This window comes from Alteromonas sp. ABV2_168 (assembly GCF_056161165.1).
In genome coordinates this window covers 160,303-174,426 of record NZ_JBSWYQ010000005.1, presented here as the reverse complement: position 1 = coordinate 174,426, position 14,124 = coordinate 160,303, and the positions used below count along the sequence as shown (strand labels likewise).

The 14,124-nt window shown below is 48.3% G+C and carries 17 protein-coding genes; 1 reads left to right on the top strand and 16 read right to left on the bottom strand.

What is annotated here, in order from left to right:
* Positions 1 to 63: 63 nt before the first annotated feature.
* The 14 genes from ACXAH4_RS09855 to yceD all read right to left on the bottom strand — a co-directional run bounded on the left by ACXAH4_RS09855 (position 64) and on the right by yceD (position 11,099).
* On the bottom strand, positions 64 to 636 hold the full coding sequence (locus tag ACXAH4_RS09855) for a pyridoxamine 5'-phosphate oxidase family protein (protein WP_474844312.1): 573 nt from the start codon (positions 634 to 636) through the stop codon (positions 64 to 66).
* Complete coding sequence (locus tag ACXAH4_RS09850) at positions 623 to 1,393, bottom strand: TatD family hydrolase (RefSeq protein ID WP_474844313.1); 771 nt, start codon at positions 1,391 to 1,393, stop codon at positions 623 to 625. The genes ACXAH4_RS09855 and ACXAH4_RS09850 overlap by 14 nt, the downstream gene beginning before the upstream one ends.
* A 15-nt stretch (positions 1,394 to 1,408) precedes the next feature.
* Entirely contained in the window at positions 1,409 to 2,296 is an 888-nt protein-coding gene (gene holB / locus ACXAH4_RS09845; protein ID WP_474881781.1) for a DNA polymerase III subunit delta', read from the bottom strand.
* Entirely contained in the window at positions 2,296 to 2,913 is a 618-nt protein-coding gene (gene tmk / locus ACXAH4_RS09840; RefSeq protein ID WP_474844315.1) for a dTMP kinase, read from the bottom strand. Before tmk ends, holB begins: the two co-directional genes overlap by 1 nt.
* A gap of 1 nt (position 2,914) precedes the next feature.
* Complete coding sequence (gene mltG, locus ACXAH4_RS09835) at positions 2,915 to 3,934, bottom strand: endolytic transglycosylase MltG (protein WP_474881702.1); 1,020 nt, start codon at positions 3,932 to 3,934, stop codon at positions 2,915 to 2,917.
* Positions 3,918 to 4,724 carry an aminodeoxychorismate lyase gene (gene pabC, locus ACXAH4_RS09830; RefSeq protein ID WP_474851401.1) on the bottom strand — a complete coding sequence of 269 codons (807 nt, stop codon included), beginning with the start codon at positions 4,722 to 4,724 and terminating at the stop codon, positions 3,918 to 3,920. The genes mltG and pabC overlap by 17 nt, the downstream gene beginning before the upstream one ends.
* A gap of 171 nt (positions 4,725 to 4,895) precedes the next feature.
* Entirely contained in the window at positions 4,896 to 6,140 is a 1,245-nt protein-coding gene (fabF, locus tag ACXAH4_RS09825; protein WP_474844318.1) for a beta-ketoacyl-ACP synthase II, read from the bottom strand.
* 79 nt (positions 6,141 to 6,219) lie between these two features.
* Positions 6,220 to 6,459 (bottom strand): acyl carrier protein, encoded by a 240-nt coding sequence (acpP, locus tag ACXAH4_RS09820; protein ID WP_012518211.1) that lies wholly within the window; start codon positions 6,457 to 6,459, stop codon positions 6,220 to 6,222.
* Between the two features lie 194 nt (positions 6,460 to 6,653).
* On the bottom strand, positions 6,654 to 7,394 hold the full coding sequence (gene fabG / locus ACXAH4_RS09815) for a 3-oxoacyl-ACP reductase FabG (protein WP_474881700.1): 741 nt from the start codon (positions 7,392 to 7,394) through the stop codon (positions 6,654 to 6,656).
* Between the two features lie 21 nt (positions 7,395 to 7,415).
* Entirely contained in the window at positions 7,416 to 8,339 is a 924-nt protein-coding gene (gene fabD / locus ACXAH4_RS09810) for an ACP S-malonyltransferase (RefSeq protein ID WP_474881699.1), read from the bottom strand.
* A gap of 47 nt (positions 8,340 to 8,386) precedes the next feature.
* Positions 8,387 to 9,352 carry a beta-ketoacyl-ACP synthase III gene (locus ACXAH4_RS09805; RefSeq protein ID WP_119501520.1) on the bottom strand — a complete coding sequence of 322 codons (966 nt, stop codon included), beginning with the start codon at positions 9,350 to 9,352 and terminating at the stop codon, positions 8,387 to 8,389.
* Positions 9,349 to 10,374, bottom strand: coding sequence for a phosphate acyltransferase PlsX (gene plsX / locus ACXAH4_RS09800; protein WP_119501521.1), 1,026 nt, complete (start codon positions 10,372 to 10,374; stop codon positions 9,349 to 9,351). The genes ACXAH4_RS09805 and plsX overlap by 4 nt, the downstream gene beginning before the upstream one ends.
* Positions 10,375 to 10,391: 17 nt before the next feature.
* On the bottom strand, positions 10,392 to 10,562 hold the full coding sequence (rpmF, locus tag ACXAH4_RS09795; RefSeq protein WP_119501522.1) for a 50S ribosomal protein L32: 171 nt from the start codon (positions 10,560 to 10,562) through the stop codon (positions 10,392 to 10,394).
* 3 nt (positions 10,563 to 10,565) lie between these two features.
* Positions 10,566 to 11,099, bottom strand: coding sequence for a 23S rRNA accumulation protein YceD (gene yceD / locus ACXAH4_RS09790; protein ID WP_474851393.1), 534 nt, complete (start codon positions 11,097 to 11,099; stop codon positions 10,566 to 10,568).
* 189 nt (positions 11,100 to 11,288) lie between these two features.
* On the opposite strand from yceD, the gene ACXAH4_RS09785 reads away from it, so the two are divergent.
* Positions 11,289 to 11,915 (top strand): Maf family protein, encoded by a 627-nt coding sequence (locus ACXAH4_RS09785; RefSeq protein WP_474844322.1) that lies wholly within the window; start codon positions 11,289 to 11,291, stop codon positions 11,913 to 11,915.
* Here the strand turns inward: ACXAH4_RS09785 and ACXAH4_RS09780 are convergent.
* On the bottom strand, positions 11,901 to 12,551 hold the full coding sequence (locus tag ACXAH4_RS09780; protein ID WP_474844323.1) for an HAD-IA family hydrolase: 651 nt from the start codon (positions 12,549 to 12,551) through the stop codon (positions 11,901 to 11,903). The genes ACXAH4_RS09785 and ACXAH4_RS09780 overlap by 15 nt on opposite strands.
* Positions 12,541 to 13,491, bottom strand: coding sequence for a 23S rRNA pseudouridine(955/2504/2580) synthase RluC (gene rluC, locus ACXAH4_RS09775; protein ID WP_119501526.1), 951 nt, complete (start codon positions 13,489 to 13,491; stop codon positions 12,541 to 12,543). The genes ACXAH4_RS09780 and rluC overlap by 11 nt, the downstream gene beginning before the upstream one ends.
* Positions 13,492 to 14,124: the final 633 nt, after the last annotated feature.

Sequence of the window (14,124 nt, the reverse complement as noted above, 5' to 3'; positions counted from 1 at the left end):
GTACTGTCTGTATGCTTAAATGAAACGGTGAAGACGATTTAATGAAATGGTGATTACCGGTTTTCAGGGAATAACAGCCCGGATTTGCCAGTCGTTATCACATCGTGTCTGGAATTCCCGATATTGAGGGTTACCTTTCAGGTTCAGGTAATCAACTGAGTCTGCCCTGAAAGCCAGCTTGCAGAAATGAGGCGGGGCTATATTCATATCACCTTCCGCCTTGAGAGGCTTTGCCGGTTGTCTGACAGAACCCGGTACACCCCACAGAAATTGCTTTTTGCCCTGTACCGACATTTCACACCATGCGCGGTGAATATCTTCCGGTGCGTTATCCGTAGTGATAATTGTAGTAGTGCAATTTAAACGGTATTGCTCTCTGCTGCCGGTAAAGTACCAGCAAATAGCAGCATTGGCATTCGCTTTAAGCGCGTCAGCTTTTGCAGTTCTCAGATCAGACACCGCGTAAATAATCCCTTCATCACTATCGAGCTGCCGGAAAACCAGCGTGCGGTTTTCCGGCAAGCCGTCCTTATTGCAGGTGGCAACCTGCATGAAGCGGCTTTCAGGTGAATCTTTACCGGCCTGTAAGCTTTTCAAAAGCCGCTCAGTCCAGATAAGGGGTTTATTGTCTGACATGACTGAATAAGGTGTAAAAGTTTTCAGTGGTCTGTCTTGCCAGTTCTTCCACGGTTACCCCTTTTACTGATGCAATAAATTCAGCCACTTCGACCACAAAGCCAGGCTGATTTTGTTTTCCCCTGTGAGGAACCGGTGCCAGCCATGGAGAATCCGTTTCTATCAACAAGCGCTCAATGGGTAACGCTTTTACCACTTCACGGAGTTCATCCGCTGAGTTAAACGTCACAATGCCAGAAATGGAAACATAAAAACCCATATCGATAGCAGCCAGGGCCATATCAAGACTTTCGGTAAAACAATGTAATACCCCTTTTGTTTCAGGATTTTTATGTTCCTTAAGCAAAGACAGCGTGTCTTCGCGGGCATCTCTGGTATGAATGATCAGCGGTTTTTTTAGGACATTCGCAACCTTGATATGATCCACAAATGAAGCGAGCTGCACTTCTTTCGTGTCAGCACTGTAAAAATAATCCAGACCCGTTTCACCAATTGCAACAACTTCAGGATTAGACGCTTTCGCCAGTAATGTGTCGTAATCACAGGCATCTTCCTGATGTAAGGGATGAACCCCGCATGAAACAGACACATCAGGAAAGTCTTTTACCGCTTCATACATGTCATCGTAGTCTTTAACAGAAACAGAGACGCACAGGAAATGCTCAACTCCCCGCTGACGGGCAAACTTCAGGGTTTCTTCCAGTCCGGCCTTGTCCATTTTTAACCGGTCCAGATGGCAATGGGAATCTACGAACAAAATTCAGTACCTTATTTATAACGGGTTAACAGAAAAAACGGCCAGTACGCCGGTGAGGATCACCGCTTTATTTACGCCGGGATGCTGCAGTTGTGCAGACGCCTGCTGACATTTTAACGACGCCCGGTAATCGTCGGAATGCAATGTGCGGATATATTTTTCATGGGCATCGCTTTGCAGCCATTTTACTACCTGAACAGCGTGCTCCTGCCATTTCACAGCCAGACTGCGGGGAGATTCTTTATTCCCCATCAAATCCGCAATCCCCTGCTGATAGCCGTTAAACGACAACCCTTCAGCACCTTCCTGCAAACTGTCCAGTACAGTATAAGGCGCATAGCCGTAGGCTTTTAAGGTTGCCGGGGTAACGTCAGTCATGCCCTGCGCGCCAAGCCAGTCGATAACGGTCTGCTCTGCCGGTAAAGGAATATCATGTTTTTCGCACCGGCTCAGAATAGTGGGTAACAGCGCCGTTTTGCGACTCGTAAGTAATAATAAATAAGTATTTACCGTCGGTTCTTCCAACGTTTTGAGTAACGCATTAGAAGCCGCTTCTGTCATGGTATCCGCGTCGGGGATCACCAGTACCTTATTGTTACCCAACTGAGCAGTCCCAGCTAACTTTTGTATGCCACCCCGCACAGCATCAACGCCGAGTTGCTTTTCACTGACAAGCTCGTGATAGTCCGGATGATTACCGGCTTCGAAAAGCAGACAACTCTGACATTGACCACAACTACCTTCATCTGATACCTGTTTGCACAGTAAGGTTTTTGCCAGTGCTGTAGCCAGTACACGTTTGCCGGTTCCTGCAATACCTGATAACAATAAAGCGTGGTGCAGACTACGCAACCGGAGTCTGTCTGTAAACTTTAGCAAAAGAGGTCGCAGCCAGACGGGCATCATGGCAGGTTAGCCTCCAGCGTACTCAACACATCCTGATGTACGTTTTCCATAGGCTGCATGGCATCAATGAGAAACGCCGTTGGCGATTCATTTGTCAGTGACAGATATTTTTCACGGGTGCGCTCAAAAAAAGCCAGCCCGGAACGTTCGATCCGATCTAACTCTCCCCGTCCCCGCGCCCGTTGCAATCCGGTTTCCGGCTCGACATCAAGATACAAGGTGAGATCGGGACCAAAGCCCTGCAGACACAACTCCCGGAGCGCCATCAACTTATCTTCAGGGATTTGCCTGCCGCCGCCCTGGTAGGCAAGTGAACTCATATCATGACGGTCACCCAGCACCCACTCTCCTCTTTCGAGGGCCGGATGGACAACGTTAACCAGCAACTGACGGCGGGCAGCATACATCAGCATTAATTCCGTTTCTTCTGCTACCGTCTCCTGCCAGTCACCTTTAACACATTCACGGATAGCCTCAGCCATCGGCGTACCACCCGGCTCACGGGTACAAACACAGGAATGCCCGCGGCTTTCAATGAACTGTTTCACTACCTCAATAACAGAGCTTTTACCTGCTCCTTCAAGGCCCTCTATAACAATGAATTTTCCTGACATATTATTCTTTTTTGATATTCCGCTGATACTGGTTAACGGCCTCATTGTGGGCTTCCAGCGTTGATGAAAAAACATGTGTCCCGTCACCGCGGGACACAAAATAAAGCGCATCCGTCAGCGACGGATTCAGCGCCGCATCGATAGCCGCTTTACCCGGCATAGCAATAGGAGTGGGCGGTAAACCGTTTATAGTATACGTATTGTACGGTGTTTTACCCCGTAAGTGCTGACGGGTCAGATTACCGTCAAACTCATCGCCAAGACCATAAATAACGGTGGGATCGGTTTGCAGACGCATACCACTGTCCAGCCTGTTAACAAATACACCGGCAATGAGGGGCCGCTCGCTGGCGATGGCTGTTTCTTTCTCAATAATTGACGCCATGATCAGCACATCGTAAGGCGTTTTATAGGGTAATGCCCCCGGGCGGCTATCCCATTGTGGCTGAAGATACCGGCTCAATGCCTCACCGGCGCGTCTGAGGATATCAGAGACAGATGTACCGGCAGTATAATGATAGGTATCTGCCAGGAATAAACCCTCCGGCCAGGCCTGTGAATCATAACCTTCAACGGCGGCTGCCAGCCCGGACAATGCATCATCTCCGGTAACATCCTGAACCAGATTCATATCGGCTCTGAGTAAAATCAGCCACTGGCTGAGCGTCAACCCTTCCACAAGACTTATCTGAAACTGATATTCATCACCACTGGCAAACAGATACAGGGCGTCCACTGCAGACATCCCGGGCGTTAACTGATAGGTACCCGCTCTGACAGCACTGGCCTGCTGATCCAGTTTCAACCACACTTTTGCAGTAAGGAGAGGAAAAGACGCCAGGCCGTTATCGAGTAAATCGCGGACAACAGAAGTCGCAGAACTGCCCTGGGGTACGGTATACAAAACGTCATCTTCTAACGAAAGTGGTGCTGTGAGTTGTTTAACAGACCAGAAATAAGCGATGGCCAGGAAAGCAAAGCCGGCAAAAAGCACTGCAAGGATACTAATCAGGCGTTTCATGTTCCCTCTCATAAGCCTCATTCATTTGCTGCTGCAACGTCCACACCGGCCCGCAATCGAAGCGAACCTCTGCATCATCAAACTGAATACGGTTCAGCGGTACAATGTGCATCAACGCATTACATAAAAAAACCGCGCTGGCTTCTTTAAGATCTGAAATCGTAAATTTTCCTGTTATCACAGGCTTGCCGGCCTGCTCAAGGGTAGAAAGAATAAACGCCCGGTAAACACCGGCCACGCCGGCGTTATCCAGTGAGGGCGTATACCACTGACCGTCTGCATACCAGAACACATTGCTGGCACTCGCCTCTGTCACGTAGCCCTGCATATCACACACGATGGCATCATCGAGGGTAATCTGTTCTTTCACCAGCACCTGTTCGAGCCGGTTTATATGCTTGATACCTGCGAGCAAAGGTTGCAAACCCAGCGTCACCGGGCTGATGTCAGCAGCAATTCCCTGCTTCTGCCAGCAAGCATACTGAGCCGGCACAGAGAAGTCAGATAACCGCCAGACAGCAGATTGCCCTGCCGGACGCTGATAACCACGACCGCCGCAACCTGAAGAAATGTGCACTTTCAGCACGCCATCAGCCAGTTTTTCCGCTGCCGCATGCACTTGTTCAGTTAGCAAGGCCAAATCTACAGTTAATCCCAACCGGGCACTGTCGTTTTGTAACCGCTGTTTATGAAGAGACCACAGAGCAACACGGCCACAAGCCACATGCATAGTGGTAAACATGCCATCACCGTATTGAAATGCGCGGTCCTGATGTATGTCTTCAGACATAAAGAGTGTGAGTCATTGATAAAATTCAGTGCGGAAGTATACCAGCAGATGCATGGATTTACAGTGTGCAGACGCGGCTTACAAAAACCGGAAGCGAGTTACGCATAACCAGTCACTATACTTCAGATACAAAAAAGGCAGCGTAATGCTGCCTTTTCGCAATCAATTACATTAACCGTCAATACGTTTGAAGATTAATGAACCGTTAGTACCACCGAAGCCGAATGAATTACATAAGGCGTAAGGCGTATCGAATGATTTCGCTTTGTGTGCAACAAAATCAAGATCACAGCCTTCACCCGGATTGTCCAGGTTGATAGTAGGCGGCGCCATTTTGTCACGCAGTGCAAGCACGGTGAAAATAGCTTCTACCGAACCGGCAGCACCCAACAGGTGACCGGTCATTGACTTAGTCGAGCTGACCAGTAAATGATGAGCATGCTCACCGAATACCCGCTTTACTGCTGCAACTTCTGCAATGTCTCCAGCTGGTGTGGACGTACCATGAGCATTGATATAACCAATATCTTCACGGTTAACGCCGCCATCCAGTAAGGCATTTTCCATAGAACGGGCTGCTCCTTCACCATCTGCAGGAGGTGAAGTCATGTGATATGCATCACCGCTCATTCCGAAGCCTGTCAGTTCAGCATAGATTTTGGCACCACGGGCAACGGCAGATTCATAAGATTCCAGCATCATCACACCGGCACCTTCACCCATAACAAAGCCATCACGGTCTTTATCCCAAGGACGGCTGGCTTGCTGCGGCGCATCGTTGTTTGAGGACAGCGCTCTGGCTGCCGCAAAACCTGCGATACCCAGCGGGGTAATAGAGGCTTCAGCACCACCTGCAAGCATGGCGTCAGCATCGCCGTAAGCGATAGTACGCGCTGCCACACCAATATTGTGCACACCGGTTGTACAGGCCGTCACGATATTCAGGTTCGGCCCTTTCAGCCCTTCCATGATAGACAGGAAGCCGGAAATCATGTTGGTGATAGTAGAAGGCACAAAAAACGGTGAAACGCGCTTAGGACCGCTGTTCATCAGTTTAACGTGGTTCTGCTCGATTTGTTCAAGACCGCCGATACCTGAACCGATAGCCACACCTACACGGTGAGCATTCTCATCAGTAATCGCCAGACCGGAATCAGCAAGCGCCTGCTTACCCGCGGCAATGCCGAGCTGGATAAACCGGTCCATCTTTTTTGCTTCTTTCTTTTCGATGTAATCTTGCGGGTCGAAATCATCGACTTGACCGGCAAAACGAGTGGAATAGTTACTGCAATCGAATAAGGTGATGTCACCGATACCACTTTCACCTTTTAACAGGCGGCTCCACGTGTCTTCAACATTAGAAGCCAGTGGTGAAAGCATACCCATACCAGTAACTACTACGCGACGTTTTGTCACAAAAAGCCCTCGTATTGGAACTAACGTTAGATACGAAAACGGCTCTTAACAGAGCCGTTTTCGCAAAACTCAGGAACGCTTACGCGTCTTTATTTGCGTTGATGTAGTCGATAGCAGACTGAACGGTAGTGATCTTCTCTGCTTCTTCATCAGGAATTTCAGTATCGAACTCTTCTTCTAAAGCCATAACCAGCTCAACAGTGTCGAGTGAATCTGCGCCCAAATCATCAACGAAGGAAGCTTCAGCTTTTACTTCTTCTTCTTTAACGCCCAGCTGTTCTACGATGATCTTTTTTACGCGCTCTTCGATGTTACTCATAATTCTAGGTTTCCCTTAACGTCACTAGATAAAAAAGTGCCGCTAGTTTATTTTGCAAGGACTATCCTTGCAAGTACCAAGTGATGTAAATATCCTGGTCAAACCAGCAACCAACCAATTAATTCTACAATTTTTTAACACCAACACCCAAGCAAAACAAGGCTCAGGCACGAAATTGCTGCCAGATGGCAACATTAATTCATATACATTCCACCATTTACATGGATGGTTTCACCAGTGATGTACGCAGCGCCATCACTGACTAAGAAAGCAACAGTTGAAGCAATTTCTTCCGGTGCACCCAGTCTGTTTGCCGGGATGTCCTTAAAGATCGCTTCTCGCTGGTCGTCTGTCAATGCTTTCGTCATGTCTGTATCGATAAAGCCCGGAGCGACCACATTGATGGTAATACCGCGGGATGCCACTTCACGTGCCATAGATTTTGAAAATCCAATCACACCGGCTTTTGCAGCAGCATAGTTTGCCTGTCCGGCATTACCGGCACTGCCCACTACTGAACCAACATTGACGATACGACCATAACGCTTCTTCATCATACCGCGTAACACGGCTTTAGACAGCGTAAAGATAGATGACAGATTGGTATCTATAATGTCCTGCCACTCGTCATCTTTCATTCGCATTAACAGATTATCACGGGTGATACCTGCATTATTGATCAGAATATCAATAGCACCAAATTCATCAGTAACGTTCTTCAGCACGGTTTCCACCGATGCTTTGTCTGTCACATTTAATGCCAGGCCTTTACCGCCTGATGCAGCTAAATATTCAGAAATAGCAGCAGCGCCGTTTTCGCTGGTTGCTGTACCCACAACGGTTGCACCCTGCGCAGACAGTGCTTCAGCAATAGCTTTACCGATACCGCGACTTGCGCCTGTTACTAAGGCGACTTTACCTGATAACTGACTCATAATTTTCCTGATTCTGAGTAATTAAAGATCAGCCAGTGTGTCCGGCGTATTTACCGCAACACTGGTTAATGCTTTATCAATTCGTTTAGTCAGACCGGTTAATACTTTACCCGGCCCCACCTCAATAATTTTCTCTACGCCCTTCGCGGCAAGGAACTCGACGGTACGGGTCCACTGCACCGGACAGTATAACTGACGTACGAGCGCATCTTTAATGGCTTCAGCCGAAGACTCTACGCTTACATCAACATTGTTCACCACGTTAATCGCAGGTGCAGTAATGTTGATTGCAGCCAGTGCATCATCTAACTGGTCAGCAGCTGGACGCATCAGTTCGCAGTGAGACGGCACACTGACAGCCAGTGGTAACGCACGTTTTGCACCGGCGTCTTTACATGCCGTTGCAGCTTGTTCTGCGGCAGCCTTTTCACCGGCAATGACCACCTGGCCCGGCGAATTGAAGTTAACCGGAGACACAACTTCACCGGTTGCAATAGCTGTTTGCTGACAACACTCAGCAATGGTTTCATCATCCAGCCCGATAATGGCGTACATTGCCCCTGCTCCGGCCGGTACGGCCTGTTGCATGAACTGACCACGGGCTTCTACCAGCTTCACCGCTTCTTTAAATTCAATGGCTCCGGCACAAACCAGCGCTGAATATTCACCCAGACTGTGACCGGCCAGGTAATCTACCTGGATCTGCTTTTCCTGAAGAATACGCCAGATGGCAACGCTGGCTGTCAGCAGCGCAGGCTGCGTGATGTGAGTCTCGTTTAACTTGCCGTCTGCATCATTCTGCACCAGATCCCACAAGTCATATCCCAACGCGTCTGACGCTTCTTTAAATGTATCAATTACAACAGGGTGGCTTTCAGCCAGCTCTTTAAGCATGCCGACAGACTGGGAACCTTGTCCCGGAAATACACAAGCTGTACGAGTCATTATTGTTCCTTATTGTTATCTTTATCGTGCCGGTCTGCAGACCGGACTTAATATCTTACCAGAGCTGAAGCCCAGGCGAAGCCTCCGCCGAATGCTTCAAGAAGAAGATTCTGACCACGTTTAATACGGCCATCTCTGATAGCAGTATCCAGTGCTGTAGGCACGGTTGCAGCAGACGTGTTACCGTATTTTTCCAGAGTCAGCACAACCTGATCTAACGACATGTCCAGCTTTCTGGCAGTCGCTTTAATAATGCGGAAGTTTGCCTGGTGCGGTACCAGCCAGTCAAGATCAGATTTTGCCATATTATTGGCTGCAAGGGTTTGTTCTACAGTCTCAGACAATTTAGTGACGGCCACCTTGAAAGTCTCATTGCCTTTCATAGCACACCAGTTTTCTTCAACGGAAGATGCTACACCCCGTTGAGGATTACCGGCATAGAGTAATTCACCGTATGAACCGTCTGCGTGAATATGGGTAGACAAAATACCCGGTTCCTCACTGGCTTCAATGACCGTTGCACCTGCACCGTCGCCAAACAGAATGATTGTACCGCGGTCGGTAGGATCCATCATGCGGGTCAGACAGTCTGTACCAATAACCAGCACCCGTTTAGCCATACCAGACTTGATGTACTGATCGGCAATACTCAGGGCATAACAATAACCGGCACAGGCAGCGGCAACATCAAACGCAGGAATGCCGTTAATGTCGAGCATCGCCTGAATTTCACACGCTGTGCTGGGAAATGCATGGGCACCACTGGTGGTTGCACACACAATCATGTCGATGGACTTCGGGTCGATACCGGCAGCTTCTATAGCATGCTTACTGGCTTCAAATCCCATGGTGGCGGCTGTTTCGTCAGCACCGATAATGCGTCTTTCTTTAATCCCGGTACGTTCAGTGATCCATTCATCACTGGTATCGACCATTTTTTCCAGGTCGGCATTAGTACGCACTTCACTGGGATAATAACTTCCGGTCCCGATAATTCGTGAATAATTGCTCAAAGCTGCTCCAACAAAACCGTTTCTATTTTACTTTTTATTTTCTCAGGAATGCCCATTTTGGCTTCTTGCATTGCCTGATAAATCGCATAGTAAAAAGCGTCAGCGGAAGCGTTTCCGTGACTCTTGATGACAATGCCGCGCAATCCTATCAGACTCGCCCCGTTATACTGGTCGGGGTTCACCCTGTTGTAGATGCTTTTCAGCAGCGGCAACGCTATTCTGGCCATCAAACGGCTTAAAAGGTTCATTTGGGATTGTCGTTTTACTTCATTAATAACCAGTTTGGCTAAACCTTCGGTAGATTTAAGGGCAATATTGCCGGTAAATCCGTCGGTCACCACGACATCGGCATAATCAGTAAAAATGTCATCCCCTTCCACATAACCTATATAATTCAGTGCGCTGGCATTTCTGAACAACTGATCGGCAATCTTTACCTGCGCATTTCCTTTTATATCTTCTTCGCCTACGTTCAGTAGCGCCACTCTCGGCTTTTCAATACCGGACACTTCCTGGGCAAGTACACTGGCCATCACACCATATTGAAACAGTATTTCTGACGTACAGTTTACGTTTGCGCCAAGATCCAGCAGAAACACTTTATGGTGACTGGCCGTCGGCATAGCCGAAACAAGGGCTGGCCGGTCAATACCGGGCAATGTTTTCAGAAGATAATAAGCCATTGCCAGCAACGCGCCGGTATTTCCGGCACTGACACAGGCATCGGCCTCCCCGGATTCCACCAGTTCAATAATGCGGCGCATAGAAGATTGCTTTTTATTGCGCAATGCAAAGGCAGGCGCATCGCCCATATCAACGACATCGTCGCAATGCTCGATGGTGACTCTTGCACGTTGTTCTGGCAATAAATCAGCGACAGCAGGTTCAATGACGGACTGCTGGCCACATAAGATAAATTTGAAATCTGGATGTTGCCGGATGGCTTTGAGGGTAGCGGAAAGGATAACAGGGGGACCATGATCGCCCCCCATGATATCTAACGCAATGGTTAGCTTAGACAAAAGTTGTCACCTACTGATTAGCGGGCGATTACTTTTTTGCCTTTATAGTAACCATCTGCGGTTACGTGATGACGACGGTGTGTTTCACCCGACGTTGAATCGACAGACAAAGTCGCGCCTGTCAATGCATCGTGTGAACGACGCATACCACGCTTAGAGCGTGTTTTACGATTTTGTTGTACTGCCATAACTTACTCCTGGTCTCGCTTAAGTTCTTTCAAAACCGCGAAAGGGTTTGGTCGCTCATGTTCCGGACTGATTTTACCAAATGTCATATCATCTTTACCAAGGCCGCAATCCTCCTCTGCATGAAGGGCTACGATAGGTAATGAGATAATCAACTCGTCTTCAAATAATTGAAGTAAATCGACTTCTCCGTGGTCGTTGACCTCTACCGGTTCATAGGCTTCGGGTAATGCATCTGCCTCATCCTGATCTTGTCCCTGCACCGGACTAAAACAGAATTCGGTATGAAGTGAGTGTGGAAACTCGCCATTACACCTCTGACAGATAAGTGTTACCTGTGCGCTTAAGTGACCGTGAAAGACAGTAAGACCCTGCGCGTCTTTTTCGAACTGTACTTCTGCGTTCACCCATTCATCACAGCTGACAACAGCTTCATTCAATCGTTCCAGATCTTTACTTGCGATAACACCCCGGTAATCGGAACGTTTCACAGCGCTTTTCACCGGATCGACGGTATGAGGTAATTTCACTTTCTGCATAGGGCGCGCATATTATAGATTTGGTATCTCAGTGTCAAAAGATTAATCGCCTTTTAGCACGGATTCGACCGGTTGGCGGACAGATTGTCAGGTATTCGGGATAAAAACAGCCGGCGACTCGAAAATATCGCGGATTTATGGCTTACTCCCGCTACTATCTGGCACGCTATGTAACCGAAAGAGGAATTCATGTATACATCCCCCCGCTTTATTCTGGCCACATCTTCTGTTTACCGCCAGGCACAATTCGCTTCTCTCGGTGTTAATGCCACAATTATCGCACCGGATATAGATGAAAGCCCCTTACCGGATGAACAGCCGGGGGCACTGGCAGAAAGGCTGGCGGCAGCAAAAGCAGGTAAAGTAGCAACCGGGACGGAAAACGGAATTGTTATTGCCGGCGATCAGGTAGCTTCCCTGTCTACCGGTCCCGGCACCACAATTATACTCGGCAAGCCCGGAACTCATGAGGCTGCAACGGAACAGCTTTTATTAAGTAGCGACCGCTGCGTGACATTCTATTCTGCCCTGAGCATTATTGACGCTGCCACAAAAGAGCAGACAACAGCCACCGAAATAACAAAAGTGCATTTCCGTTCTCTCAGCAAAACACACATTGAACATTACCTGCAGGACGAAAAACCCTATGACTGCGCCGGCAGCTTTAAGTCCGAAGGTAAAGGTACCTTGCTGTTTGAACGAATTGAATCCCGTGATCCGAATGCCCTCATCGGCTTACCGGTTATGCTTTTGCGGGATATGCTTGCCGGTTACGGAATTGATTTATTGTTACTCGCCACTTCAATGACTGAGTAATAATGATTCCAGTTCCGCAATACTGTGCACAACAGCCAGCGGCGCAAACCGTTCCAGGTGAACCTGTGCATGCACTCCATAAGATACACCAATACGTGCAATACCTGCGTCCTGCGCCATTTGCATATCAAAGGTGGTATCCCCGATCATCACCGCATCCGACTTATCGACTCCGGCTTCTGCGAGCAGTTGCAGGATCATATCCGGCGACGGTTTGGACTCTGCGTCATCAGCACAACGTGAAAAGCTGAAATAGTGACCGGTATCTGTGTTCTTCCAGGCACGGTCAAGTCCCCTTCTCGCTTTACCGGTAGCAACAGCAAGCGTTCGTCCACTATTTTTTAATGAAGTGAGCATCTGCTCAGTGCCGTTAAACATAGGGCTTGGTGTCTGGTCCTGTTCAATAAACGCATTTTTATAGGCTTCAAACAGCCGGTCTGTCAGTGCTTCATCAGTGATGTTAAACAGCTTTTGAATTGCCGGACGCAGACTGATACCGATAATTCCCCCGACAGCTTCAGCCGGTGGGATCGCTACTTCGCATTGACGTGCAGCAAGCTGCATGCAATTTACAATTTTGGCCGCTGAATCCATCAACGTGCCGTCCCAGTCGAAAATAACAAATTTATACTTCATTTAACTGCTTTAGCGCTCTGGTTAGTTGTTCATCAAGGGGCGCCTGAAAACGAACTGTCTCTCCGCTGCCAGGATGTATGAACTGAATGCTGGCGGCATGCAGAAACAGACGCTTTAAATCACGGCTACGCATAGTGTCATCGAACTGTTCATCGCCATATTTGGGATCGCAGGCAATAGGATGACCGGCATGCAAACAGTGCACACGTATTTGATGCGTTCTGCCTGTAATAGGAGATGCTTCTACCAGGGTGGCATCTTCATAGCGGGTCAGAATGCGATAGCGGGTTTCTGATGGCTTACCATTTTCATTCACGCTCACCAGCCTTTCGCCGGATTGCAGTACGTTTTTCAACAACGGCGCTTTTACTTTAAAACGGTTTTCAGGCCATTGACCGGCGACCAGTGCCTGATAGCGCTTGTCCATTTGTCCGTCACGAAGCTGGGCATGCAGATGGCGCAGTGCTGAACGTTTTTTAGCAATGATAATGCAGCCGGAAGTGTCCCGGTCGAGACGGTGCACCAGTTCCATAAACTGAGCATCGGGCCGTAGTGCCCTAAGGCCCTCAATCAAACCGAAATTCAGGCCGCTGCCACCATGCACCGCAGTGCCGGAAGGTTTGTTAATGACCAGAATGCGGTCATCCTCGAACAATATACAATGCTCAAGTTCTGCCACCTTATCCAGTTTCGGATTCGGCGTATCTTTGGGTTCTGATACCCGCACCGGCGGAATGCGGATAACATCATCAGCCTGAAGCTTATATTCCGGCTTTACTCTGCCTTTATTTACCCGCACTTCACCTTTACGCAAAATCCGGTAAATCATACTTTTCGGCACACCCTTTAACTGGGTACGCAAATAATTGTCGATGCGCTGCCCTTCGAGATCTGGCTCGATGGTAACGAAACGAACTTGTTGGGGGGTATCTTCTTTCATGGGCGGGAGTATACCTGAGCAAGTATGGATACGCTAAAGCTAAATAGCGCAAACCGGGACCATTTCAACAGACAATTGAGGGTCCTCCCGTTCTGCCGGATTGGTTAAAGAACAGCCATTCTTACGTTCGGGCCTGTCTTTTATGTAATTAATTTCTCAATATGACGTTTTTTAGTACAAAAGGGAGTTAACTTTGCTTGCTAAACCCGAAACGTTGGTGAGATAATCGCGTGTGATTTTGCAGTAAACATGCTTAAGCAAAATCCGGTTCGAACTTAATTAATGAACCATAATATTGTGCGGACAACTGAATAAACGCATTCGTCCGGTTTATAAAGGCAGCACAAAAGCCTTTAGAACGTTGCACAAACTGATGAAAATAAAGTTCGCCGTTTAGCAAACAGAATTAAATTGACCTTTGCCCCTGTAATGACGGGGGTGAAAATGAAAAAAGATAGTAAGGGCCGTCGTTCCCGACACCCCGCATTTAATTGTCCGGCTAACTGAAATGCCGGTATTTATGGGTAATACGACTAAACAACAAATCCCGCACACAGCCGTGAGGCTGGGTGACGCGTATTTGCACGTGTCATTTTGATTTTGTGTCTAAGCGGCTGTACAAAACAGAGTTAG

Coding starts and splice junctions, on each gene's coding strand:
- ACXAH4_RS09855 (WP_474844312.1), bottom strand. CDS start 636: ATGTCAGACAATAAACCCCTTATCTGGACTGAGCGGCTTTTGAAAAGC.
- holB (WP_474881781.1), bottom strand. CDS start 2,296: ATGCCCGTCTGGCTGCGACCTCTTTTGCTAAAGTTTACAGACAGACTC.
- tmk (WP_474844315.1), bottom strand. CDS start 2,913: ATGTCAGGAAAATTCATTGTTATAGAGGGCCTTGAAGGAGCAGGTAAA.
- mltG (WP_474881702.1), bottom strand. CDS start 3,934: ATGAAACGCCTGATTAGTATCCTTGCAGTGCTTTTTGCCGGCTTTGCT.
- pabC (WP_474851401.1), bottom strand. CDS start 4,724: ATGTCTGAAGACATACATCAGGACCGCGCATTTCAATACGGTGATGGC.
- acpP (WP_012518211.1), bottom strand. CDS start 6,459: ATGAGTAACATCGAAGAGCGCGTAAAAAAGATCATCGTAGAACAGCTG.
- fabG (WP_474881700.1), bottom strand. CDS start 7,394: ATGAGTCAGTTATCAGGTAAAGTCGCCTTAGTAACAGGCGCAAGTCGC.
- fabD (WP_474881699.1), bottom strand. CDS start 8,339: ATGACTCGTACAGCTTGTGTATTTCCGGGACAAGGTTCCCAGTCTGTC.
- rpmF (WP_119501522.1), bottom strand. CDS start 10,562: ATGGCAGTACAACAAAATCGTAAAACACGCTCTAAGCGTGGTATGCGT.
- yceD (WP_474851393.1), bottom strand. CDS start 11,099: ATGCAGAAAGTGAAATTACCTCATACCGTCGATCCGGTGAAAAGCGCT.
- ACXAH4_RS09785 (WP_474844322.1), top strand. CDS start 11,289: ATGTATACATCCCCCCGCTTTATTCTGGCCACATCTTCTGTTTACCGC.
- ACXAH4_RS09780 (WP_474844323.1), bottom strand. CDS start 12,551: ATGAAGTATAAATTTGTTATTTTCGACTGGGACGGCACGTTGATGGAT.
- rluC (WP_119501526.1), bottom strand. CDS start 13,491: ATGAAAGAAGATACCCCCCAACAAGTTCGTTTCGTTACCATCGAGCCA.